The organism is Shigella sp. SIG3 (genome assembly GCF_053555855.1).
Map to the genome: position 1 here is coordinate 1 of NZ_JBQZXE010000061.1, position 22,329 is coordinate 22,329.

Genomic DNA, 22,329 nt, shown 5'->3' on the forward strand with positions numbered 1-22,329 from the left:
TTATAACGCTTATAAATGTGTAATCAGGCAATATTTAAATATTTATGTGTTTGCATCGACAAACGCCAATTACGCGCAATACAGGTTTCAATGCACAATCGTGTGGCATCATCCTTTTGGCTAATCGGCTGCAGTGCAATGACTCGCGGTTTATCATCGGTCAGCGTTGCCAGTAGTTCATCCAGTGCTTCAATATCGCGTACGCGCCCCACTGGATGCTTGATTTCGTTGGCTCGCTCCAGTGCCTGTGACAACACTTCATAGCCGCCGCGCATGTTCAGCTTTGGCGATACGGTAACCCAGGTATTCGGTGTGCAGCGTACTTCATGAGTTCCACTGGTTTCGATCTGGCAGCTAAAACCGTTCTTTTCGAGCAGGTCAGTCAGTGGCAGCAAATCATGAATGCAAGGCTCACCACCCGTAATCACCACATGCCGCGCGGTATATCCCTGACGACCAATGACAGCCAGCAAGTCTTCACTGCTCGCCGCCCCCCACTTATCACTCTCTTTGGTCTTCGCCAGAATGCTGAAAAGGGAGACTTCCCGATCCTCAAGCTTTTCCCAGGTGTGTTTGGTGTCGCACCAGGCACAGCCAACCGGGCATCCCTGTAAACGAATAAAAATGGCGGGGACGCCGGTAAAGTAACCCTCACCTTGCAGGGTCTGGAACATCTCGTTAATCGGGTACTGCATAGCATTCTCTGTGAAGTGGATAATTGTTAATTATTGCAGATCCTGCCGCAACAATCATGTCTTATTAACATTCTGTTACATGCAGATTTAAAGAAAAATACGAAACATATCGTTAATAATTAAAGGGAGTAACGTATTATGTCAGAAGAAAATAAAGAAAATGGATTTAATCATGTCAAAATATTCACCAAAATTATATTTATTTTTTCTGTATTAGTTTTTAATGATAACGAATCTAAAATTACCGATGCCGCCGTCAATTTATTTATCCAGATTTAATGAGAAATTTATAATGCGCTATTTCATACTAATGTTCACTTTCGTATGTTCCTTTGTTGCAGCCCAACCAACTATTGTCCCACAATTACAGCAACAAGTTACGGGTCTTACGAGTAGCTTAAACTCACAAGAAAAGAAAGAACTGACGCACAAGTTAGAATCTATTTTCAATAATACCCAAGTGCAAATTGCTGTATTAATTGTTTCCACAACCAAAAATGAGACAATTGAACAATATGCTACAAGAGTTTTTGACAATTGGCGTTTAGGAGATGCCAAACGTAATGATGGGATACTGATCGTTGTTGCCTGGTCGGATCGCACTGTCCGCATCCAGGTAGGTTATGGGCTGGAAGAAAAGGTAACCGATGCTCTGGCTGGAGATATCATCCGTAGCAACATGATACCCGCATTTAAACAACAAAAATTAGCTAAGGGATTAGAGTTAGCTATAATCGCTTTGAATAACCAACTCACTTCACAACACCAATATCCGGCTAATCCTTCAGAAAGTGAATCAACGTCTTCCACTGATCATTATTACTTTGCTATTTTTTGGGTATTTGCAGTGATGTTCTTCCCTTTCTGGTTTTTTCATCAAGGCAGTAATTTTTGTCGCGCATGTAAAAGTGGAGTCTGTATTTCAGCAATCCATCTTTTAGATTTATTCCTGTTCTCCGATAAAACTTTTTCCATTGCTGTATTTTCCTTCTTTTTTACTTTCACCATATTTATGGTCTTTACCTGTTTATGTGTACTTCAGAAAAGAGCATCTGGTAGAAGTTATCATTCAGACAACAGCGGTTCCGCTGGAGGCTCAAGTGGCGGCGGATTTAGCGGCGGGGGAGGTTCTTCTGGCGGTGGCGGCGCATCCGGCCGCTGGTAACTCCACCATAAAAAATGCCAGCCCGAAGGCTGGCATTATCAAATCAGATAAAGTCAGACTTATGCCTGGCCTTTGATCTCTTTACGACCGTTGTACGGTGCTTTTTCGCCCAGAGCTTCTTCGATACGAATCAGCTGGTTGTATTTAGCAACACGGTCAGAACGGCTCATAGAACCAGTTTTGATCTGGCCTGCAGCAGTACCAACAGCCAGATCAGCGATGGTAGCATCTTCAGTTTCACCAGAACGGTGAGAGATAACTGCAGTGTAGCCAGCATCTTTCGCCATCTTGATTGCAGCCAGAGTTTCGGTCAGAGAACCGATCTGGTTGAATTTGATCAGGATGGAGTTAGCGATACCTTTTTCGATACCTTCTTTCAGGATCTTGGTGTTGGTTACGAACAGGTCGTCACCAACCAGCTGGATTTTGTCGCCCAGAACTTTGGTCTGGTATGCGAAACCGTCCCAGTCAGATTCGTCCAGACCGTCTTCGATAGAAACGATCGGGTACTGTTTGGTCAGTTCTTCCAGGAAGTGAGTGAATTCTTCAGAGGTGAACGCTTTGTTGCCTTCGCCAGCCAGAACGTATTTACCATCTTTGTAGAATTCAGAAGCTGCGCAGTCCATCGCCAGAGTGATGTCTTTGCCCAGTTCATAACCAGCAGCTTTAACAGCTTCAGCGATAACAGCCAGAGCTTCAGCGTTGGAACCCAGGTTCGGCGCATAGCCACCTTCGTCACCAACAGCAGTGTTCATGCCTTTCGCTTTCAGAACTTTTGCCAGGTGATGGAAAACTTCAGAACCCATGCGGATGGCTTCTTTCACAGTTTTCGCGCCAACCGGCTGAATCATGAATTCCTGGATATCAACGTTGTTGTCAGCGTGCTCACCACCGTTGATGATGTTCATCATCGGAACCGGCATGGAGTATTTGCCCGGAGTGCCGTTCAGTTCAGCGATGTGCTCGTACAGCGGCATACCTTTAGCAGCTGCAGCAGCTTTGGCGTTAGCCAGAGATACAGCCAGGATTGCGTTCGCGCCGAATTTGGATTTGTTTTCGGTGCCGTCCAGGTCGATCATGATCTTGTCAATGCCAGCCTGATCTTTAGCATCTTTGCCAATCAGCGCCTGAGCGATCGGGCCGTTTACCGCAGCAACAGCTTTGGTTACGCCTTTACCCAGGAAACGGGATTTGTCGCCATCGCGCAGTTCCAGAGCTTCACGGGAACCAGTAGAAGCACCTGACGGAGCAGCTGCCATACCGACGAAACCACCCTCCAGATGTACTTCGGCTTCAACAGTCGGGTTACCACGGGAGTCGATGATTTCACGACCGATGATTTTTACGATTTTGGACATTAGGTTTTCCTCAAGTCACTAGTTAAACTGAAACTCCAGACAAACAACGCGTACCCAAGGTACGCGTTGCCGTTCTAACTTTTTTACTTACTTCGCCTGACGTTTCTGGAACTCGCTGGCGGCTTTCACAAAGCCTGCAAACAGCGGGTGACCATCACGTGGAGTAGAAGTAAACTCCGGATGGAACTGGCAAGCCACGAACCACGGGTGATTCGGAACTTCGATGATCTCGACCAACTGATCATCCCCGGAACGGCCCACAACGCGCAGACCTGCATCTTCAATCTGTTTCAACAGCATGTTGTTGACTTCGTAACGGTGACGATGACGCTCAACAATTGTCGGCGCATTGTATAGCTGGCGAACCAGGCTATCGTCAACCAACTGGCACTGCTGTGCGCCGAGACGCATGGTACCGCCGAGATCGCTCTTCTCGCTACGAACTTCAACGTTGCCGTTTTCATCGCGCCACTCGGTAATCAGCGCCACAACCGGGTACTTACAGTCTGGCACAAATTCTGTAGAGTTGGCGTTCTCCATGTTGGCAACATGGCGAGCGTAATCAATTAACGCCACCTGCATACCCAGGCAAATGCCCAGATAAGGAATATTGTTCTCACGCGCAAAACGCGCGGTCGTAATCATGCCTTCTACGCCACGATAGCCGAAACCGCCAGGTACGAGGATTGCGTCCAGACCTTTAAGGATTTCAACGCCGCGCGTTTCAACATCTTGTGAATCGATCAGTTTGATGTTGACGCTGACACGATTCTTCAGCCCACCGTGTTTCAGTGCTTCGATCACTGATTTATAAGCATCCGGCAGTTCAATGTACTTGCCGACCATACCGATGGTGACTTCACTTACCGGATTCGCTTCTTCGAAGATAACCTGTTCCCATTCGGACAGATTTGCTTCCGGGCAGTTTAAGCTGAATCGTTTACAAATATAATCGTCCAGCCCCTGAGATTTCAACAGGCCCGGAATTTTATAGATGGAATCGACGTCTTTCAGAGAAATAACCGCTTTTTCCGGAACATTACAGAACAATGCAATCTTCGCACGTTCGTTCGCCGGTACAGCGCGATCTGAACGACAAATCAGGATGTCAGGCTGGATACCGATGGAGAGCAGCTCTTTTACAGAGTGCTGAGTCGGTTTGGTTTTGACTTCACCAGACGCTGCCATGTACGGCACCAGCGTCAGGTGCATAAACAGAGTGTGCTCACGGCCAATTTCAACAGCCATCTGGCGAATAGCTTCGAGGAACGGCAAGGATTCGATATCACCTACTGTACCGCCGATTTCTACCAGTACTACGTCATGACCTTCGCCACCTTCCAGCACGCGCTCTTTGATTGCGTTAGTGATGTGCGGAATAACCTGCACGGTTGCGCCGAGGTAGTCACCGCGGCGTTCTTTACGCAGAACGTCAGAGTAGATACGACCCGTGGTGAAGTTGTTGCGGCGGCTCATTTTGGTACGAATGAAACGCTCGTAGTGCCCCAGGTCCAAGTCGGTTTCAGCGCCGTCTTCAGTAACGAACACTTCCCCGTGTTGGATTGGGCTCATAGTACCTGGATCGACGTTGATGTAAGGATCCAGTTTCATGATGGTCACATTGAGGCCACGGGCTTCAAGAATGGCTGCGAGGGAGGCTGCGGCAATGCCTTTACCCAGAGAGGATACGACCCCGCCGGTCACAAAAATATAGTTCGTTGTCATGCTGAACCTGAGAAGTTAGGTTGAAAAGACGATGGAATAACCAAGACGGGAAAGCAGTATACCCGAACATGACCTGTGCCACAAACTTTCATTATCCCTCCTCTTCGCCAGCGCACTATTGAAATCAGGAGTGAGAAAATAGCCCCTTTGGGGTAAATGTTTTTGACGCAAATCAAGCGCTTGTCATTTAAAAAATGACACAAATGGCGCTTGACCGCGTAATTCCCTTAGAGATCAATTTCCTGCCGTTTTACCTGTTGCCAGACTTCTTCCATTGTTTCGAGGTCAACACCTGTCATTTCCAGTCCACGCGCGGCAACAATACGCTCCACTTCGCGAAAACGACGCTCGAATTTTTCGTTCACTTTTTGCAATGCGATTTCTGCTTTCGTCCCTAAATGGCGAGCCAGATTAACCGTGGCAAACAGCAGGTCCCCCATTTCCTCCTCCAGTTTAGCCTGGTCGACAACAGCCTGCCGCGCCTCGTACATCACCTCGTCGATCTCTTCGTAGACTTTATCAACCACCGGGCCAAGCGTCGTCCAGTCGAAGCCAACGTTGGCGCAACGTTTCTGGATTTTTTGCGCCCGCATTAAAGCCGGTAAACTACGAGGAATATCGTCCAGCGCCGAATGCTGCGCTTTCTGCGCGCGCTCTTCGGTTTTGATTTGCTCCCAACGGGCAAGCACTTCACTACTGTTTTCGGCAGAACTATCAGCAAAAACATGCGGATGGCGACGCTCTAATTTATCGCTAATAGCAGCGCAAATATCATTAAAGTCAAAGCGCCCTTCTTCCTGAGCCATTTGCGCGTAAAACACCACCTGGAATAGCAGATCGCCCAGTTCACCGCGAAGATCGTCAAAATCTTCACGGGCGATGGCGTCCAGCACTTCGTAGGTTTCTTCAAGGGTGTAAGGCGCAATGGTGGCAAATGTCTGCTCTTTATCCCACGGGCAGCCGTTTTCCGGATCGCGCAGGCGCTGCATAATAGTGAGCAAACGGTCGATTTGATTCATTGAATTGTCCTGAAAATTGCGGGTCTGTCAGGTGTAATACCTTCGAGTAAAAGATATCGCTGGATACGGCTGACGCCATATCCAGCTATGTAAGACTAACTCCCGTACAACCGACGCGCGTCGATAACATCCGGCACCTGGTTGAGTTTACCCAGCACGCGCCCCAGCACTTGCAGGTTGTAAATCTCAATGGTCATGTCGATGGTCGCCAGTTGCTGTTTGGTGTCGCTACGGCTGGCAACGCCAAGCACGTTCACCTTCTCGTTGGCGAGAATGGTCGTGATATCACGTAACAACCCACTACGATCATTAGCCACCACGCGGACCACCAGCGAATATCCGGCGGAGTAGCTCTCACCCCATACCGCGTCAACAATGCGTTCTGGCGCATGGGAGCGCAGTTCCGCCAGTTGTTCGCAATCGGCGCGGTGTACTGAAATACCGCGTCCCTGGGTAATGAAGCCGACAATCTCATCTCCAGGAATCGGCTGGCAGCAGCGCGCGATGTGGTGCATCAGGTTACCAACACCTTCAACCACCACACGACCGTTATCTTTACTGCGGTTTTGCGGTGTGTAGCTTTTTTGCTGAAGCTGTTTCAGCGCGGCGGCGTCCTGCTCTTCGGCACTCGGCTTATTAAATTGCGATTGCAGGAAGTTCACCATCTGATTGAGACGGATATCCCCGCCACCAATCGCCGCCAGCAACTCGTCGACATCATTGAAGTTGTAACGCGGCAGCAGATGTTTTTCTGCTTCTTTCAGGCTGATCCCCAGATGTTCCAGCTCGTCGTCAAGGATTTGCCGCCCAGCCAGAATGTTTTTGTCACGGTCCTGTTTACGGAACCAGGCGTGAATTTTCGAACGCCCACGGCTGGTTGTGACGTAACCGAGGTTTGGGTTTAACCAGTCACGGCTGGGGTTCGGCTGTTTCTGGGTGATAATTTCAATCTGGTCGCCCATTTGCAGCTGGTAGGTGAACGGCACAATGCGCCCGCCAATTTTTGCCCCGATGCAGCGGTGTCCGACATCACTGTGGATGTGGTAAGCGAAGTCCAGCGGCGTTGATCCCGCAGGCAAATCAACGACATCACCTTTCGGCGTAAAGACATACACCCGGTCGTCAAACACCTGACTACGTACTTCGTCGAGCATTTCGCCGGAATCAGCCATCTCTTCCTGCCACGCAATCAGTTTACGCAGCCAGGCAATCCGGTCTTCATGTCCCGAACGTGCGCCGCCAGCTGCCGCGCCCTCTTTATATTTCCAGTGCGCAGCAACACCCAACTCCGCATCTTCATGCATCTGTTTGGTGCGGATTTGGATCTCAACAGTTTTTCCACCCGGCCCCAGAACCACAGTATGAATAGACTGATAACCGTTTGGTTTCGGGTTAGCGACGTAATCGTCAAACTCATCCGGCAGGTGGCGATAGTGAGTGTGCACTATCCCCAGTGCGGCATAACAATCCTGTAAACGCTCGGCGACAATACGTACCGCACGCACATCAAACAGCTCATCGAAGGCGAGGTTCTTTTTCTGCATTTTGCGCCAGATGCTGTAGATGTGTTTCGGACGACCATACACTTCAGCTTTAACGCCTTCAGCTTTCATCTCAGCGCGCAGATGGCCGACAAACTCTTCGATATAGTGTTCGCGGTCGAGACGGCGTTCATGCAGCAGTTTTGCGATGCGTTTGTATTCGGTCGGGTGGAGATAACGGAAGCAGTAATCTTCCAGCTCCCATTTCAGTTGCCCAATCCCAAGACGGTTCGCCAACGGCGCGTAGATATTGGTGCACTCTTTTGCCGCCAGTACACGTTCATCTTCCGGCGCATCTTTTACTTCGCGCAGATGAGCAATACGCTCCGCCAGTTTGATGACTACGCAGCGAAAATCATCGACCATCGCCAATAACATCCGGCGAACGTTATCGACCTGTTCGGAGGAAACAGAATCAGTGTGCGTCGCTTTCAGCTGGCGGATCGCCGCCATATCACGCACGCCGTGAATAAGGTTAACAACCGACTTACCGACGCTCTCACGCAGCACATCTTCGCTGACTACGTTGGCATCAGCCAGAGGGAACAGCAGCGCCGCCCGCAGCGTGTCAATGTCCATACTTAATGTCGAGAGGATCTCCACCATCTCAACACCACGCCACAATAACAGACTGGCATCCGGATGCCCCTGCGTCTGTTGCAGACAATACGCCCAGGTTTCGGCTAAGCACTCACACGACTTCTGGCTGGTAATACCCAGACTTGCGATCCATTTTTCCGGATCAAATTCACCAGCCTTATTGATATGTGCACTTCTTACCGCAACCATCGTCCTCTCCTTTAGGGACCAGACCTGCCGAAATCGGCAAATCGTAACTATTTAACGCGCGAGAAAAGTACCATCGATTCCAGATGTCCCGTGTGTGGGAACATATCCAGCATCGCCAGTCGCGCAATGGTATATCCTGCTTTTAATAACGCTTCGCTATCCCGAGCCAGCGTTGCAGGGTTACAGGATACATAAACTATACGAATAGGTTCCAGTTTTATAATTTGCTGCATAACACCTGCGGCACCTGCTCGCGCCGGGTCCAGCAACACTTTATCGAAGCCGTTTTTCGCCCACGGCTGCTTTGTGACATCTTCTTCAAGATTTTCGTGATAAAACGTCACATTCTGTAAGCCATTAAGACGCGCATTCTGCTGGCCTTTTTCCACCAGCGCCGGAACACCTTCTACACCGACCACACTGGCAGCTTGTGTCGCCAATGGCAGTGTAAAGTTGCCCATACCGCAGAACAGATCCAGTACGCGATCTTCAGGTTGCACATCCAGCCATTCCAACGCACGCGCTACCATTTTTTGGTTCACACCCGCATTGACCTGAATAAAATCGCGCGGGCTAAAAGTTAAGCGCAACCCGTTTGAGTCATACCAGGGCATCTCACCAGAGACGGTTTCGAGTATCTCACTATCGGGGGCGAGATACAGATCCAGGCCTTCAGAATGCGAAAAGCGTTCCAGTTTTTCGCGATCTGCCGAACTTAGCGGTGCGGTATGGCGCAAAATCATCAGCGTGCCGCTGGTTGCCTGTACCAGTTCAACATGACCAAGATGGCGCATAGCTTGTAAGCTGCCCAGACATGCCCTGACTTTGGGCAGCAATGCTTCAAGTTGGGGCGCTAAAATGGGGCATTGTTTGACGTCGACAATGTCACTGGAGCCCGCTTTGCGAAACCCCATCTGAAGTTGCTGTGTTTTCGGTAAGTAGTTCAGACTTAAACGCGCGCGGCGGCGATAGCCCCAGGGAACATCGGCGATCACTTCAGAGACATCGTGTTTCATTAATCGGGCGAGTGCCGCACTTTTGCTTCGCTGCTGTAAATCCACGCTGGCGTGTTGTTGCTGACAGCCGCCGCATACGCCAAAATGAGGACAGCGTGGCGTTTCGCGTTCCGGGCTATCGCTTAACCGGCGTACGACTTTAGCGCGGGCATACTGTTTTTTATCTTCAGTAACAGCAACTTCCGCGTTTTCCTGCGGCAATAATCCGGGGATAAATAACGTTTTGCCGTTATGTCGCGCCACGCCCTGACCAAAAGAGTCGAGGTCGTTGACTGAAACGGTTATGATCTGACGCGTCGTCGTGCGTCGTTTTGCAGAGTAGAATTGCGCCATTGGCGAGACTTTCTCAATTTAACAGTGTGACCTTAATTGTCCCATAACGGAACTCCATGACCAACTACAGCCTGCGCGCACGCATGATGATTCTGATCCTGGCACCGACCGTCCTTATTGGTTTATTGCTGAGTATCTTTTTCGTCGTGCATCGCTATAACGACTTGCAGCGTCAACTGGAAGATGCCGGTGCTAGCATTATTGAGCCGCTTGCAGTTTCTACTGAATATGGCATGAGCCTGCAAAATCGCGAATCTATCGGTCAGTTAATAAGCGTACTGCATCGTCGCCATTCCGATATTGTTCGCGCGATTTCGGTTTATGATGAAAATAACCGACTCTTTGTCACCTCCAATTTTCATCTTGATCCCTCATCAATGCAGCTCGGCAGCAACGTGCCGTTTCCTCGCCAGCTCACTGTCACTCGTGACGGCGATATTATGATCCTCCGCACGCCGATTATTTCTGAGAGTTACTCCCCCGACGAATCGCCCAGTAGCGATGCCAAAAATAGTCAAAATATGTTGGGATATATTGCGCTTGAGCTGGATCTTAAATCGGTTCGCTTGCAGCAATATAAAGAGATCTTTATTTCCTGCGTGATGATGCTGTTTTGTATCGGTATTGCGCTTATTTTTGGCTGGCGCTTAATGCGCGATGTAACCGGTCCGATTCGCAACATGGTGAATACCGTCGACCGCATCCGTCGCGGGCAACTCGACAGCCGGGTGGAAGGATTTATGCTCGGCGAGCTGGATATGCTGAAAAACGGTATCAACTCGATGGCAATGTCGCTGGCTGCTTATCACGAAGAGATGCAGCACAATATCGACCAGGCGACGTCCGATCTGCGTGAAACGCTGGAGCAGATGGAAATTCAGAACGTTGAGTTGGATCTGGCGAAAAAGCGCGCCCAGGAAGCGGCGCGTATTAAATCCGAGTTTCTGGCAAATATGTCACACGAGCTGCGTACACCACTGAATGGTGTTATTGGCTTTACCCGCCTGACGCTGAAAACAGAATTAACACCAACGCAGCGCGATCACCTGAATACGATTGAACGTTCGGCAAATAATTTGCTGGCAATTATTAATGATGTTCTCGACTTCTCGAAACTGGAAGCAGGTAAGCTGATTCTGGAAAGTATTCCATTCCCACTACGCAGCACGCTGGATGAAGTCGTTACTCTGCTGGCACATTCTTCTCACGATAAAGGGTTGGAACTGACGCTTAATATTAAAAGCGACGTGCCTGATAACGTGATCGGCGACCCACTGCGATTACAGCAAATCATCACTAACCTAGTGGGGAATGCAATTAAATTCACCGAGAATGGCAACATTGATATTCTGGTAGAAAAACGTGCGCTGAGTAATACCAAAGTGCAGATTGAAGTGCAGATTCGGGATACCGGCATTGGTATTCCTGAACGCGATCAATCGCGCTTATTCCAGGCCTTCCGACAGGCTGATGCCAGTATTTCCCGCCGTCATGGTGGCACCGGGCTGGGGCTGGTGATTACACAAAAACTGGTTAATGAAATGGGCGGCGATATTTCGTTCCATAGCCAGCCGAATCGCGGTTCAACTTTCTGGTTCCACATTAATCTCGATCTGAACCCGAACATTATTATCGAAGGGCCATCCATCCAGTGCCTCGCAGGTAAGCGCCTGGCCTATGTCGAACCAAACTCCGCAGCAGCGCAATGCACGCTGGATATTTTAAGTGAAACGCCGCTGGAAGTGGTTTATAGCCCAACGTTCTCCGCGCTGCCTCCCGCGCATTACGACATGATGTTGTTAGGCATCGCGGTGACCTTCCGCGAGCCGCTAACAATGCAACATGAGCGATTAGCGAAAGCGGTATCGATGACCGATTTCCTGATGCTGGCACTTCCTTGCCATGCACAAGTCAATGCTGAAAAACTCAAGCAAGATGGTATCGGCGCGTGTCTGCTGAAACCATTAACACCTACGCGCCTGTTGCCTGCCCTGACGGAATTTTGTCATCACAAACAAAACACGCTTTTGCCTGTAACCGATGAAAGTAAGCTGGCAATGACAGTCATGGCGGTTGATGACAACCCCGCTAACCTGAAACTTATCGGCGCATTGCTGGAAGATATGGTGCAACATGTGGAACTTTGCGATAGCGGGCATCAGGCAGTTGAACGGGCGAAACAGATGCCGTTCGATTTGATCTTAATGGATATTCAAATGCCGGACATGGATGGCATTCGGGCCTGCGAACTCATCCACCAACTCCCGCATCAGCGACAAACGCCGGTTATCGCGGTAACGGCGCATGCAATGGCCGGGCAAAAAGAGAAGCTGCTTGGCGCAGGGATGAGCGATTATCTGGCGAAACCGATTGAAGAAGAGCGATTGCATAATTTGTTGTTGCGCTACAAGCCTGGCAGCGGTATTTCGTCTCGCGTCGTGACGCCCGAAGTCAACGAAATTGTGGTGAACCCGAATGCGACCCTCGACTGGCAACTGGCACTACGCCAGGCAGCAGGAAAAACCGATTTAGCGCGCGATATGCTGCAAATGTTACTCGATTTCCTGCCTGAAGTTCGCAACAAAGTTGAGGAACAGCTGGTTGGAGAAAACCCGGAAGGCCTGGTTGATTTGATTCATAAACTGCATGGCAGTTGCGGCTATAGCGGCGTACCACGTATGAAGAATCTCTGCCAGCTGATCGAACAACAGCTACGTAGCGGTACTAAAGAAGAAGATTTGGAGCCGGAGCTGCTGGAACTGTTGGACGAGATGGATAATGTCGCGCGCGAAGCCAGCAAAATTCTCGGGTAACGGACGTCTTGTCGAGTAGCAATCGGCTTTTTATGACGCTGGTTTCAGATTGGTGACAAAGTGCCTGTGTTTATGCCGGATGCGGCGTTAACGCCTTATCCGGCCTACAAAACCAATTAAATTCAATGAATTAAAAAATGATGTAGACCTGATACATAGCACAACAGGCTATTTTGCGTTTAGCATCAGTCTCAAACCGGCTCCAGATAGAGCCGGTTTTGGTTTTCTGTCTTAACGCACCATGCACGGGCGCTTGTTATCGAACGTCCAGCCAGGAATCAGATACTGCATTCCCATCGCATCGTCACGCGCGCCAAGCCCGTGTTTCTGATACAGCTCATGGGCTTTCATCACTTGATCCATATCGATTTCTACACCCAGCCCCGGTTTTTCTGGCACCTGTACCAGCCCGCCTTTGATCTCAAACGGTTCTTTGGTCAGGCGCTGATTACCTTCCTGCCAGATCCAGTGCGTATCAATAGCAGTAATTTTACCCGGTGCAGCGGCGGCAACATGGGTAAACATCGCCAGGGAAATATCGAAGTGGTTGTTTGAGTGTGAACCCCAGGTCAGGCCAAATTCATGGCACATTTGCGCCACACGTACCGAACCTTGCATAGTCCAGAAATGCGGATCCGCCAGCGGGATATCAACGGATTGTAACGAGAGCGTATGGCCCATCTGCCGCCAGTCGGTGGCGATCATATTGGTTGCAGTCGGCAGGCCAGTCGCGCGACGGAACTCTGCCATCACTTCACGCCCGGAGAAACCTTGCTCCGCACCACACGGATCTTCTGCATAAGCCAGCGAACCTTTCAGGTATTTACCAATTTTAATTGCTTCGTTCAGCGACCAGGCACCGTTAGGATCGAGCGTAATACGCGCCTGCGGGAAGCGTTGCGCCAGTGCCACAATAGACTCGGCTTCTTCTTCCCCGGCCAGTACACCGCCTTTCAGTTTGAAATCGTTGAAGCCATATTTTTCATACGCCGCTTCCGCCAGGCGCACCACCGCATCCGGCGTCATCGCTTCTTCATGACGCAGGCGATACCAGTCGCATGAGTCATCCGGCTGGCTTTGATACGGCAGAGGTGTGGCTTTGCGATTACCGACGAAGAACAGATAACCGAGCATTTCGACTTCGCTACGCTGTTGACCATCGCCCAGCAGCGATGCCACGTTTACCCCCAGATGCTGCCCCAGCAGATCCAGCATTGCCGCTTCTATCCCGGTAACTACATGAATAGTGGTACGCAAATCAAATGTCTGCAAACCGCGCCCACTAGCATCACGATCGGCAAAAGTATTACGCACCAGCGTCAGAACGTTTTTGTATTCACCCAGCGTTTTACCTACCACCAGCGGAATCGCATCTTCCAGCGTTTTACGGATTTTCTCGCCGCCGGGAATTTCCCCTACGCCAGTGTGACCGGAATTATCTTTGATAATCACAATATTACGCGTGAAGAACGGTGCGTGTGCACCACTCAGATTCATCAGCATACTGTCATGACCCGCCACCGGGATGACCTGCATTTCAGTAACAACAGGCGTCGTAAATTGAGAACTCATATTTATGTCCTTTTTCAGAATCAATGACGGCCGAAAACGGGACGTTTACGGTCAAAGGTCCAGCCGGGGATCAGGTACTGCATCGGACCTGCGTCGTTACGCGCACCGCAAGGCAGACGTTTATAGGCCTCATGTGCCTTTTGTACCTGTTCCCAGTCCAGTTCCACGCCCAGACCGGGCGCATCAGGAACGGCAATTTTTCCGTTTTTAATCTCCAGCGGATTTTTGGTCAGGCGACAATCGCCCTCCTGCCAAATCCAGTGGGTATCGATAGCGGTAGGATTACCCGGTGCCGCCGCGCCCACATGGGTAAATATCGCCAGAGAGATATCGAAATGGTTGTTGGAATGGCAGCCCCAGGTCAGCCCCCAGTCGTCGCAAAGCTGCGCCACGCGGACTGCACCGGAAAGCGTCCAGAAGTGCGGATCGGCAAGTGGAATATCTACCGCATTGAGCATCACCGCATGACCCATTTCGCGCCAGTTGGTGGCGATCATGTTAGTCGCGACGGGCAAGCCGGTCGCCCGTCGAAACTCCGCCATCACTTCACGTCCGGAGAAGCCCTGTTCTGCGCCGCATGGATCTTCGGCATAGGTAAGAACATCATTCAGCCCTTTGCATAAAGAAATGGCTTCATCAAGCAGCCATGCACCGTTGGGATCAACGGTAATCCGCGCATCCGGGAAGCTTTTCTTCAATGCACGAACAGTGTCGATTTCTTGCTCGCCAGGTAACACCCCGCCCTTAAGTTTGAAATCTTTAAAGCCATAGCGATCCTGTGAGGCTTCCGCCAGACGCACAACGGCTTCGCTGTTCATCGCTTTCTGATGGCGCAACTGATACCACTCATGGTTGCCCGGCGTATTTTCCAGATAAGGAAGATCGGTTTTGGTCCGATCACCTATATAAAACAGATAACCGAGGACGGTAATAGTCTCGCGTTGCTTGCCTGGCCCCAACAGTTCGCAGACCGGAACATTCAGCGCCTTACCTAGCAGGTCAAGCAAGGCGGCTTCCAGCGCCGCCACGGCATTAACGCGCAATTCAAAAGTCCAGGCACCTTTGCCGAAGGTCTCAAAATCGGCTGCCTGATTTCCTTTATGTACCTGCTGAACCACTTTATTCAGGCGCGCAACTTCCTGGCCCAGAACCATCGGAATAGCATCGACCAGTGTTTGATAAATCACCTCTCCGCCCGGCGCTTCACCAATGCCGGTATGCCCGGCGTTATCGGTGAGTACCACGATATTGCGGGTGAAGTATGCGTTATGCGCACCACCAATATTGAGCAACATGCTGTCATGTCCGGCGACCGGAATGACTTTCATATCAGTAATAACAGGACTGGATTGTGTCGCCATCTTATTGCCCCGCGACAGGTTTCAGCTCGATACGCTTGATATCGCCCACCAGCACCAGGTAGCTCAGTACCGCGATTAGGGCATGAACACCAACATAAATCAGCGCCCCATTAAACGAGCCAGTCGTGCCAACGATATAACCAATTGCGATTGGCGTGACGATGCCAGAAATGTTACCGAACATGTTGAACTGGCCACCGGAAAGACCGCTGATCTCTTTTGGCGCGGTATCTGCCATTACTGCCCAACCCAGCGCCCCGATGCCCTTACCGAAGAAGGCCAGCGCCATAAAGCCGATGATCATCCACTCAACGTTGACGTAGTTGCAGAACACCATCACCATCGACAGCAACATGCCCATTACGATCGGTGTTTTACGCGCAATGTTCAGCGATCCCGTGCGGCGCATCAGCCAGTCGGAAATAATTCCACCCAGCACACCGCCGATAAAACCGCAAACCGCCGGAACGGAAGCCACAAAGCCCGCTTTCAGAATCGACATCCCACGCGCCTGCACCAGATAAACCGGAAACCAGGTAATGAAAAAGTAAGTCAGGGCGTTGATACAGTACTGACCGATATAAACGCCGATCATCATCCGTGACCCGAGCAGCTGTTTGATCTGCCCCCACTTCACGCTGAACGGCACTTTAACTTTGGTGCTTTGCTGATCCATATTGATCAGCGCGCCACCCGCGGCGATATACTCCAGCTCTTTCTGATTTACCCCCGGATGTTGATTTGGCTCGTGGATGACTTTCAACCAGATAAAGCTGATGACAATGCCCAGACCGCCCATAAAGAAGAAGACGTGTGACCAGCCCACTTCATGCGTCAGCCAGCCCATAATCGGCGCGAAGATCACCGTTGCGAAGTATTGAGCGGAGTTAAAAATCGACACCGCCGTTCCCCTTTCCTGCGCCGGAAACCAGGCCGCAACAATGCGACTGTTGCCGGGGAAAGATGGCGCTTCAGCAAGCCCGACCAGGAAGCGCAGAGTAAACAGGGCAACGATAATGCCGAATCCACTAAAGATATCGACGAAGCCTTGCAGCAAGGTAAACATCGACCAGATAAAGATCGACCAGAAGTAGACGCGTTTTGAACCAAAACGATCCAGCAACCAACCACCAGGGATCTGCCCGATAACATAAGCCCATGAGAAGGCAGAGAACACATAGCCCATTCCCACGGGATCAAGGCCGATATCTTTGGCCATTTCCGAACCGGCAATAGAAAGCGTAGCGCGGTCGCCGTAGTTGAAGGATGTGACGATAAACAACATCACCACTATCCAGTAACGAGCATTCGTGCGTTTTTCCACACTGCTCGCAGCCTGACTTAAAGAACTCATTGTTGCACTCCTGAAAATTCGCGTTAGCCACGCTCACTCTGGACTGCGACATCGCCAGGAAATCAGAGGTGACGTAGGGTGTTTTTTGCCGTTTTTATAGGTCGTTCGCCGAATACGGCGCGTGTTTATATCTGGCAATAGCAGTATAAAAAGCGCGCCATAGCGGCTCACCGTGCAACAACACAACATTAATGCGTTCAATGAGGCCCGATTTTGGCATTAGCCCTGGACGGTGGAATCCACTTCACGGAAATGAAAACAAGAACAAGAAAGGAAGGGTAAAAACGAAGAAATAAAGAAGAGTATGAAATGGATCGCTTGACTCTAGGCAAACGCCAGTAAAAATCCGCGCTATGAAGCAGTTTTTACTGGCATTTGCCTGAAAAGATTCGATTCAGCACCGCTAAAACGACATTTACCGCTCGCTGACATATCAGGACAACAGCGTGCCCCACTGTTCGACCCACGGATTTGATTCCGTTTCCGGTTCCGGGTTCTCACTGGCGTCAATCAACAGCATTTCGCCAACCCGCTGAGCGCTCTGTTCCTGCAACAAGGCATCGAACTGTTTGCCGCCATTGCAAAAATTTACATAACTGCTGTCGCCGAGCGCAATCACGCCATAACGCAGATTCGGCTGGAAGCCCAGACTATCTTTGATTCCCTGAAAGAGCGGCACAATGCTATCAGGAAGGTCGCCCTGCCCGGTCGTGGACGTAACCACCAGAACATACTTATCCTGATAGGGCAGCCAGTCGCTTAATTCAGGATCTTCAAATACCGTTGCTTTGTGGCCCTGTGCGGTCAGAATTGCTTCTGCTTCTTCCGCCACTAACAGCGAATTTCCGTACATGGTGCCGACAAAAATACCAATTTCCGCCATACCGTTTTCTCCCTGGATTAGGAACTTATCTCTCCATCCTGACCCGATGGCGCACTGAACTCAACCCTTTCATTTTCAGGAAGCAGACCGCGCCAGCCAAATTGTGATAACGCCTGCATCCAGGTGTCGTCCAGGCCCGCGTGAATAGTCAGCGGCTCGCCAGTAAAAGGATGCGTCAATGACAACTGACTGGCATGTAGCATTAACCGCTGGAGGCCAAAATGCTCAGCACCGCTGCGATTCTGGCGTAAATCTCCATGTTTGCTATCGCCAATAATCGGATGACGCAAATGGGCAAGATGTCGGCGAAGCTGATGTTTGCGTCCGGTTTTCGGCTCCAGTTCCACCAGGCCGTAGCGCGTGGTCGGGTAACGTCCGGTCGCTACCGGCATTTCTACGGTCGCCAGACCGCGATAATGCGTCACTGCTGGCTGCGGGCCTTTATCTTCGCGGGCAAATTTATCAGCGATTTTGTCCAGTTCTTCCACCAGTGGATAATCCAACACCGCTTCTTCCATCAACCAGCCGCGCACAATCGCATGGTAACGTTTCTGGATTTGGTGCTGTTCAAACTGTTGTGCCAGCAGCCGTCCGGCCTCGCTGGATAATCCCATCAACAACACACCAGAAGTGGGTCGGTCCAGACGATGAACAGTAAAAACATGCTGTCCTATCTGGTCACGCACGGTTTGCATGACCACTACTTTCTCGTCGCGATCCAGCCAGCTACGGTGAACCAGCCAGCCGGAGGGTTTATTTACCGCAACCAGCCATTCATCCTGATAGAGTATTTCCAGCATTAGCTCGCATCATCCGCAAAAAGAGCATCCAGTTTTTCCAACTCAGCCAGAATAAGCGCGCGTTGCGGATGGTCCGTCGCTAGCGCCATTTCATAATAGGGTGCAACAGCAAAAGCGCCCGGTAACGGCTGGTTGTTATTTAACAAATCGTGCATTCGCGGGATCAGCCCCCACTGCAACCACTCCAGTGGTTCCATGGTGTCCATAAAGAACGGTTGGGTACTATTAAATTGATGCGGCTGGGGTTCATCGTTTCGCCAGTGCTGATGTTCACGCAGTAACGCTTCAAGCGCCTGCAACTGGAGACGAACGCGGTCATGAGTGGTCATAAAGCAACCTCAATAAGAAAAACTGCCGCGAAGGATAGCAGGAATAAAAAAAGGGAGCACTGTATTCACAGTGCTCCCGGTTCGTTTCGCAGCATTCCAGCTACTTTTGTTGCTCCCTGCTCATCCTTGACAACTTTTCCTCTGGCCTTGCGGCCAATCGTTCATCCTGAACTATTGCTTCCTGCTCACACCACCCCGATGTGATACTTCATCCTGAAGTGTCCCTGGCCTTCCTGACCCACCGAATCATCCTGACCGGTTCTCATTCTCCATCCTGGAGGTGTCCTTTAACGCGTCCTGCGTCATCCTCTTCGCTTCATCCAGAAGCCTTTCCCTGAAACACCATCCTGGTGTGTCCTGCAGAAGTGTCATCATCCTGATGTTCACTTCGTTGTCTGACTCCCTGTCGACGAAGATAGAATCGTCTTTTTCGCGAAGTCTTACAAGGCGCTTACAGACAATGCCTTAAGGAAAATTTCATATGAAAGTTAAGAATTAACAATCAACATTTTGATTTTAAATGAAAATAACGATTCTTATCTTTTTAAGTATTCGCTTATTTCCTGGCGATCTCCTACAGAGTCTGTAAGAGATCTCTCACAACCAGATGGGGTATTTGGATTACAGAAGAGGCTTAAGTTGATTAAGGAATTCCGCAAGATTTGAGGCTAAATGCATCCGTTTACGTGTTCCCAGCGTCTCTTTGCACACTTCACCGGAGAGATTACACACCGAGATGACCTCTAACTCTTCTTCCAGCGTCGCGATAAATAGCGTGGGCGGCAGTTTTAGCCTTTTCTGAGTCACCAGATGACCAATCAGATTTTCCTGCACCCGACGGAAGTCGTCTTCACTCCAGGTTTGCAGCAATGTCAGTTTGATATCGCCAAACTGCGCGTGCATATCCCCGGCAAACTGAGTCGTATAAAAGGTATGAATTGTGGGTTGTATCACAATATCAAAAGCGCGTTCAACCGCGTTTACATTTTGTTCCCCGGTAAACGGCTGGGGTTGCCAGTATACGGCATCTTCGGTAGTTGAAATAATGCACGGTGAAGGAACACCGTACAGTTCCTCACTTAACGGCCAGCTTTTATGCTCTTCATGCCACGCATCGCAGTAGCGTGCAGTAAAATCTTTCAGGGCTTGTGCGGTCAAATCGTCCACTAATTTCTCTCTTCACTTAAACCAGATACACTTGTCGCTTAGTTTATCTGGTTTATGACGGTGAAACATGTCTTCTTATGCAAACCATCAGGCACTTGCGGGCCTGACTCTTGGAAAATCAACCGATTACCGGGATACCTATGACGCCAGCCTACTGCAAGGCGTTCCACGCAGCCTGAATCGCGACCCGCTGGGTCTGAAAGCGGATAACCTGCCTTTTCACGGTACGGATATCTGGACGCTGTATGAACTTTCCTGGCTGAATGCGAAAGGTTTGCCGCAGGTCGCTGTCGGTCATGTTGAACTTGATTACACCAGCGTAAATCTGATTGAGTCGAAGAGTTTTAAGCTCTATCTCAACAGTTTTAACCAGACGCGTTTTAATAACTGGGATGAGGTGCGCCAGACGCTGGAGCGCGACTTAAGCACTTGCGCTCAGGGTAAGATTAGCGTGGCGTTATATCGTCTTGATGAACTGGAAGGCCAGCCGATAGGTCATTTCAATGGCACTTGCATTGATGACCAGGATATCACTATCGATAACTATGAATTCACTACTGACTATCTGGAGAATGCCACCAGCGGTGAAAAAGTAGTGGAAGAGACGCTCGTCAGCCACCTGCTGAAATCAAACTGCCTGATCACCCATCAACCAGATTGGGGTTCGATCCAAATTCAGTATCGTGGACGCCAAATTGACAGAGAAAAACTGCTGCGTTACCTGGTCTCATTCCGTCATCACAACGAGTTCCACGAACAGTGCGTGGAACGCATCTTTAATGACCTGTTACGCTTCTGCCAGCCAGAGAAATTGAGCGTTTACGCACGTTATACCCGTCGTGGCGGTCTGGACATTAACCCGTGGCGCAGTAATAGCGATTTTGTCCCATCGACCACAAGACTGGTTCGGCAATAAATTTTTTCTCAATTTTGCGTGCTGGATTCACGCAGAAGGTTGTGAAAGGTCATCAGGCAGGGCTATTGTAATCAAAGGGAATGACGATATTCGTCCCATAAGGAGTTTTTCTTGATTACACATATTAGCCCGCTTGGCTCCATGGATATGTTGTCGCAGCTGGAAGTGGATATGCTTAAACGCACCGCCAGCAGCGACCTCTATCAACTGTTTCGCAACTGTTCACTTGCCGTACTGAACTCCGGTAGTTTGACCGATAACAGCAAAGAATTGCTGTCTCGTTTTGAAAATTTCGATATTAACGTCCTGCGCCGTGAACGCGGCGTAAAGCTGGAACTGATTAATCCCCCGGAAGAGGCTTTTGTCGATGGGCGAATTATTCGCGCTTTGCAGGCCAACTTGTTCGCGGTTCTGCGAGACATTCTCTTCGTTTACGGGCAAATCCATAATACCGTTCGTTTTCCCAACCTGAATCTCGACAACTCCGTCCACATCACTAACCTGGTCTTTTCCATCTTGCGTAACGCTCGCGCGCTGCATGTGGGTGAAGCGCCAAATATGGTGGTCTGCTGGGGCGGTCACTCAATTAACGAAAACGAGTATTTGTATGCCCGTCGCGTCGGGAACCAGCTGGGCCTGCGTGAGCTGAATATCTGCACCGGCTGTGGTCCAGGAGCGATGGAAGCGCCGATGAAAGGTGCTGCGGTCGGACACGCGCAGCAGCGTTACAAAGACAGTCGTTTTATTGGTATGACAGAGCCGTCGATTATCGCCGCTGAACCGCCTAACCCGCTGGTCAACGAATTGATCATCATGCCGGATATCGAAAAACGTCTGGAAGCGTTTGTCCGTATCGCTCACGGCATCATTATCTTCCCTGGCGGTGTGGGTACGGCAGAAGAGTTGCTGTATTTGCTGGGAATTTTAATGAACCCGGCCAACAAAGATCAGGTTTTACCATTGATCCTCACCGGCCCGAAAGAGAGCGCCGACTACTTCCGCGTACTGGACGAGTTTGTCGTACATACGCTGGGCGAAAACGCGCGCCGCCATTACCGCATCATCATTGATGACGCCGCTGAAGTCGCTCGTCAGATGAAAAAATCGATGCCGCTGGTGAAAGAAAATCGCCGTGATACAGGCGATGCCTACAGCTTTAACTGGTCAATGCGCATTGCGCCAGATTTGCAAATGCCGTTTGAGCCGTCTCACGAGAATATGGCTAATCTGAAGCTTTACCCGGATCAACCTGTTGAAGTGCTGGCTGCCGACCTGCGCCGTGCGTTCTCCGGTATTGTGGCGGGTAACGTAAAAGAAGTCGGTATTCGCGCCATTGAAGAGTTTGGTCCTTACAAAATCAACGGCGATAAAGAGATTATGCGTCGTATGGACGACCTGCTACAGGGTTTTGTTGCCCAGCATCGTATGAAGTTGCCAGGCTCAGCCTACATCCCTTGCTACGAAATCTGCACGTAATCTCCCCTCCCCCGGTG

General features: G+C 50.2%; 18 protein-coding genes. 5 read left to right on the top strand and 13 right to left on the bottom strand.

Annotation, left to right across the window (positions count from 1 at the left end):
- Positions 1-23 precede the first annotated feature (23 nt).
- Positions 24-695, bottom strand: coding sequence for a 7-carboxy-7-deazaguanine synthase QueE (gene queE / locus ACUU1I_RS12290; protein WP_001199973.1), 672 nt, complete (start codon positions 693-695; stop codon positions 24-26).
- A 138-nt stretch (positions 696-833) separates the two neighbouring features.
- On the opposite strand from queE, the gene yqcG reads away from it, so the two are divergent.
- Both yqcG and ACUU1I_RS12300 read left to right on the top strand, forming a co-directional pair.
- Positions 834-974, top strand: coding sequence for a cell envelope stress response protein YqcG (yqcG, locus tag ACUU1I_RS12295; protein ID WP_001288222.1), 141 nt, complete (start codon positions 834-836; stop codon positions 972-974).
- A 13-nt stretch (positions 975-987) separates the two neighbouring features.
- Positions 988-1,860 carry a TPM domain-containing protein gene (locus ACUU1I_RS12300; RefSeq protein WP_001268466.1) on the top strand — a complete coding sequence of 291 codons (873 nt, stop codon included), beginning with the start codon at positions 988-990 and terminating at the stop codon, positions 1,858-1,860.
- 59 nt (positions 1,861-1,919) lie between these two features.
- On the opposite strand, the gene eno is transcribed toward ACUU1I_RS12300, so the two are convergent.
- From eno to rlmD, 5 genes are all read right to left on the bottom strand, one after another.
- Entirely contained in the window at positions 1,920-3,218 is a 1,299-nt protein-coding gene (gene eno, locus ACUU1I_RS12305) for a phosphopyruvate hydratase (protein ID WP_000036723.1), read from the bottom strand.
- Positions 3,219-3,305: 87 nt separating this feature from the next.
- The gene (gene pyrG / locus ACUU1I_RS12310) at positions 3,306-4,943 is read right to left on the bottom strand and encodes a glutamine hydrolyzing CTP synthase (RefSeq protein WP_000210881.1); all 1,638 of its coding nucleotides are present in this window, start codon (positions 4,941-4,943) and stop codon (positions 3,306-3,308) included.
- A gap of 227 nt (positions 4,944-5,170) precedes the next feature.
- Complete coding sequence (gene mazG / locus ACUU1I_RS12315; RefSeq protein WP_001071652.1) at positions 5,171-5,962, bottom strand: nucleoside triphosphate pyrophosphohydrolase; 792 nt, start codon at positions 5,960-5,962, stop codon at positions 5,171-5,173.
- Positions 5,963-6,057: 95 nt separating this feature from the next.
- Positions 6,058-8,292: a GTP diphosphokinase gene (gene relA, locus ACUU1I_RS12320; protein WP_000226816.1), complete on the bottom strand. Its 2,235-nt coding sequence runs from the start codon at positions 8,290-8,292 to the stop codon at positions 6,058-6,060.
- 47 nt (positions 8,293-8,339) lie between these two features.
- Entirely contained in the window at positions 8,340-9,641 is a 1,302-nt protein-coding gene (rlmD, locus tag ACUU1I_RS12325; RefSeq protein WP_000046798.1) for a 23S rRNA (uracil(1939)-C(5))-methyltransferase RlmD, read from the bottom strand.
- A 56-nt stretch (positions 9,642-9,697) separates the two neighbouring features.
- Between rlmD and barA the strand changes: the two genes are divergently transcribed.
- Positions 9,698-12,454 (top strand): two-component sensor histidine kinase BarA, encoded by a 2,757-nt coding sequence (barA, locus tag ACUU1I_RS12330; protein WP_000186423.1) that lies wholly within the window; start codon positions 9,698-9,700, stop codon positions 12,452-12,454.
- Positions 12,455-12,685: 231 nt separating this feature from the next.
- Here barA and gudD read toward each other — a convergent pair whose 3' ends face one another.
- From gudD to syd, 7 genes are all read right to left on the bottom strand, one after another.
- The gene (gene gudD, locus ACUU1I_RS12335) at positions 12,686-14,026 is read right to left on the bottom strand and encodes a glucarate dehydratase (RefSeq protein ID WP_000098267.1); all 1,341 of its coding nucleotides are present in this window, start codon (positions 14,024-14,026) and stop codon (positions 12,686-12,688) included.
- 20 nt (positions 14,027-14,046) lie between these two features.
- A complete protein-coding gene (locus tag ACUU1I_RS12340; RefSeq protein ID WP_000235406.1) occupies positions 14,047-15,387 on the bottom strand; it encodes an enolase C-terminal domain-like protein in 1,341 nt (446 codons plus the stop codon).
- Position 15,388: 1 nt separating this feature from the next.
- Entirely contained in the window at positions 15,389-16,741 is a 1,353-nt protein-coding gene (gene gudP / locus ACUU1I_RS12345; RefSeq protein WP_000097095.1) for a galactarate/glucarate/glycerate transporter GudP, read from the bottom strand.
- A gap of 433 nt (positions 16,742-17,174) precedes the next feature.
- Positions 17,175-17,624: a flavodoxin gene (locus ACUU1I_RS12350; protein ID WP_000807753.1), complete on the bottom strand. Its 450-nt coding sequence runs from the start codon at positions 17,622-17,624 to the stop codon at positions 17,175-17,177.
- 17 nt (positions 17,625-17,641) lie between these two features.
- Positions 17,642-18,424, bottom strand: a complete 783-nt coding sequence (gene truC, locus ACUU1I_RS12355; protein WP_000890016.1) for a tRNA pseudouridine(65) synthase TruC — start codon at positions 18,422-18,424, stop codon at positions 17,642-17,644.
- Complete coding sequence (locus ACUU1I_RS12360; RefSeq protein WP_000206987.1) at positions 18,424-18,753, bottom strand: YqcC family protein; 330 nt, start codon at positions 18,751-18,753, stop codon at positions 18,424-18,426. Before ACUU1I_RS12360 ends, truC begins: the two co-directional genes overlap by 1 nt.
- A 621-nt stretch (positions 18,754-19,374) precedes the next feature.
- Complete coding sequence (gene syd / locus ACUU1I_RS12365; RefSeq protein ID WP_000342429.1) at positions 19,375-19,920, bottom strand: SecY-interacting protein; 546 nt, start codon at positions 19,918-19,920, stop codon at positions 19,375-19,377.
- Positions 19,921-19,987: 67 nt separating this feature from the next.
- On the opposite strand from syd, the gene queF reads away from it, so the two are divergent.
- Both queF and ppnN read left to right on the top strand, forming a co-directional pair.
- Positions 19,988-20,836, top strand: coding sequence for an NADPH-dependent 7-cyano-7-deazaguanine reductase QueF (queF, locus tag ACUU1I_RS12370; RefSeq protein ID WP_000100422.1), 849 nt, complete (start codon positions 19,988-19,990; stop codon positions 20,834-20,836).
- Positions 20,837-20,947: 111 nt separating this feature from the next.
- Positions 20,948-22,312, top strand: a complete 1,365-nt coding sequence (ppnN, locus tag ACUU1I_RS12375) for a nucleotide 5'-monophosphate nucleosidase PpnN (RefSeq protein ID WP_000627995.1) — start codon at positions 20,948-20,950, stop codon at positions 22,310-22,312.
- Positions 22,313-22,329 lie beyond the last annotated feature (17 nt).

Excerpts from the sequence above, each read along its gene's own strand:
- queF (WP_000100422.1), top strand. The coding sequence starts at position 19,988 with ATGTCTTCTTATGCAAACCATCAGGCACTTGCGGGCCTGACTCTTGGA.
- mazG (WP_001071652.1), bottom strand. The coding sequence starts at position 5,962 with ATGAATCAAATCGACCGTTTGCTCACTATTATGCAGCGCCTGCGCGAT.
- truC (WP_000890016.1), bottom strand. The coding sequence starts at position 18,424 with ATGCTGGAAATACTCTATCAGGATGAATGGCTGGTTGCGGTAAATAAA.
- pyrG (WP_000210881.1), bottom strand. The coding sequence starts at position 4,943 with ATGACAACGAACTATATTTTTGTGACCGGCGGGGTCGTATCCTCTCTG.
- ACUU1I_RS12360 (WP_000206987.1), bottom strand. The coding sequence starts at position 18,753 with ATGACCACTCATGACCGCGTTCGTCTCCAGTTGCAGGCGCTTGAAGCG.
- eno (WP_000036723.1), bottom strand. The coding sequence starts at position 3,218 with ATGTCCAAAATCGTAAAAATCATCGGTCGTGAAATCATCGACTCCCGT.
- gudP (WP_000097095.1), bottom strand. The coding sequence starts at position 16,741 with ATGAGTTCTTTAAGTCAGGCTGCGAGCAGTGTGGAAAAACGCACGAAT.
- yqcG (WP_001288222.1), top strand. The coding sequence starts at position 834 with ATGTCAGAAGAAAATAAAGAAAATGGATTTAATCATGTCAAAATATTC.
- queE (WP_001199973.1), bottom strand. The coding sequence starts at position 695 with ATGCAGTACCCGATTAACGAGATGTTCCAGACCCTGCAAGGTGAGGGT.
- ACUU1I_RS12300 (WP_001268466.1), top strand. The coding sequence starts at position 988 with ATGCGCTATTTCATACTAATGTTCACTTTCGTATGTTCCTTTGTTGCA.
- barA (WP_000186423.1), top strand. The coding sequence starts at position 9,698 with ATGACCAACTACAGCCTGCGCGCACGCATGATGATTCTGATCCTGGCA.
- relA (WP_000226816.1), bottom strand. The coding sequence starts at position 8,292 with ATGGTTGCGGTAAGAAGTGCACATATCAATAAGGCTGGTGAATTTGAT.
- gudD (WP_000098267.1), bottom strand. The coding sequence starts at position 14,026 with ATGAGTTCTCAATTTACGACGCCTGTTGTTACTGAAATGCAGGTCATC.
- ACUU1I_RS12340 (WP_000235406.1), bottom strand. The coding sequence starts at position 15,387 with ATGGCGACACAATCCAGTCCTGTTATTACTGATATGAAAGTCATTCCG.
- ACUU1I_RS12350 (WP_000807753.1), bottom strand. The coding sequence starts at position 17,624 with ATGGCGGAAATTGGTATTTTTGTCGGCACCATGTACGGAAATTCGCTG.
- rlmD (WP_000046798.1), bottom strand. The coding sequence starts at position 9,641 with ATGGCGCAATTCTACTCTGCAAAACGACGCACGACGACGCGTCAGATC.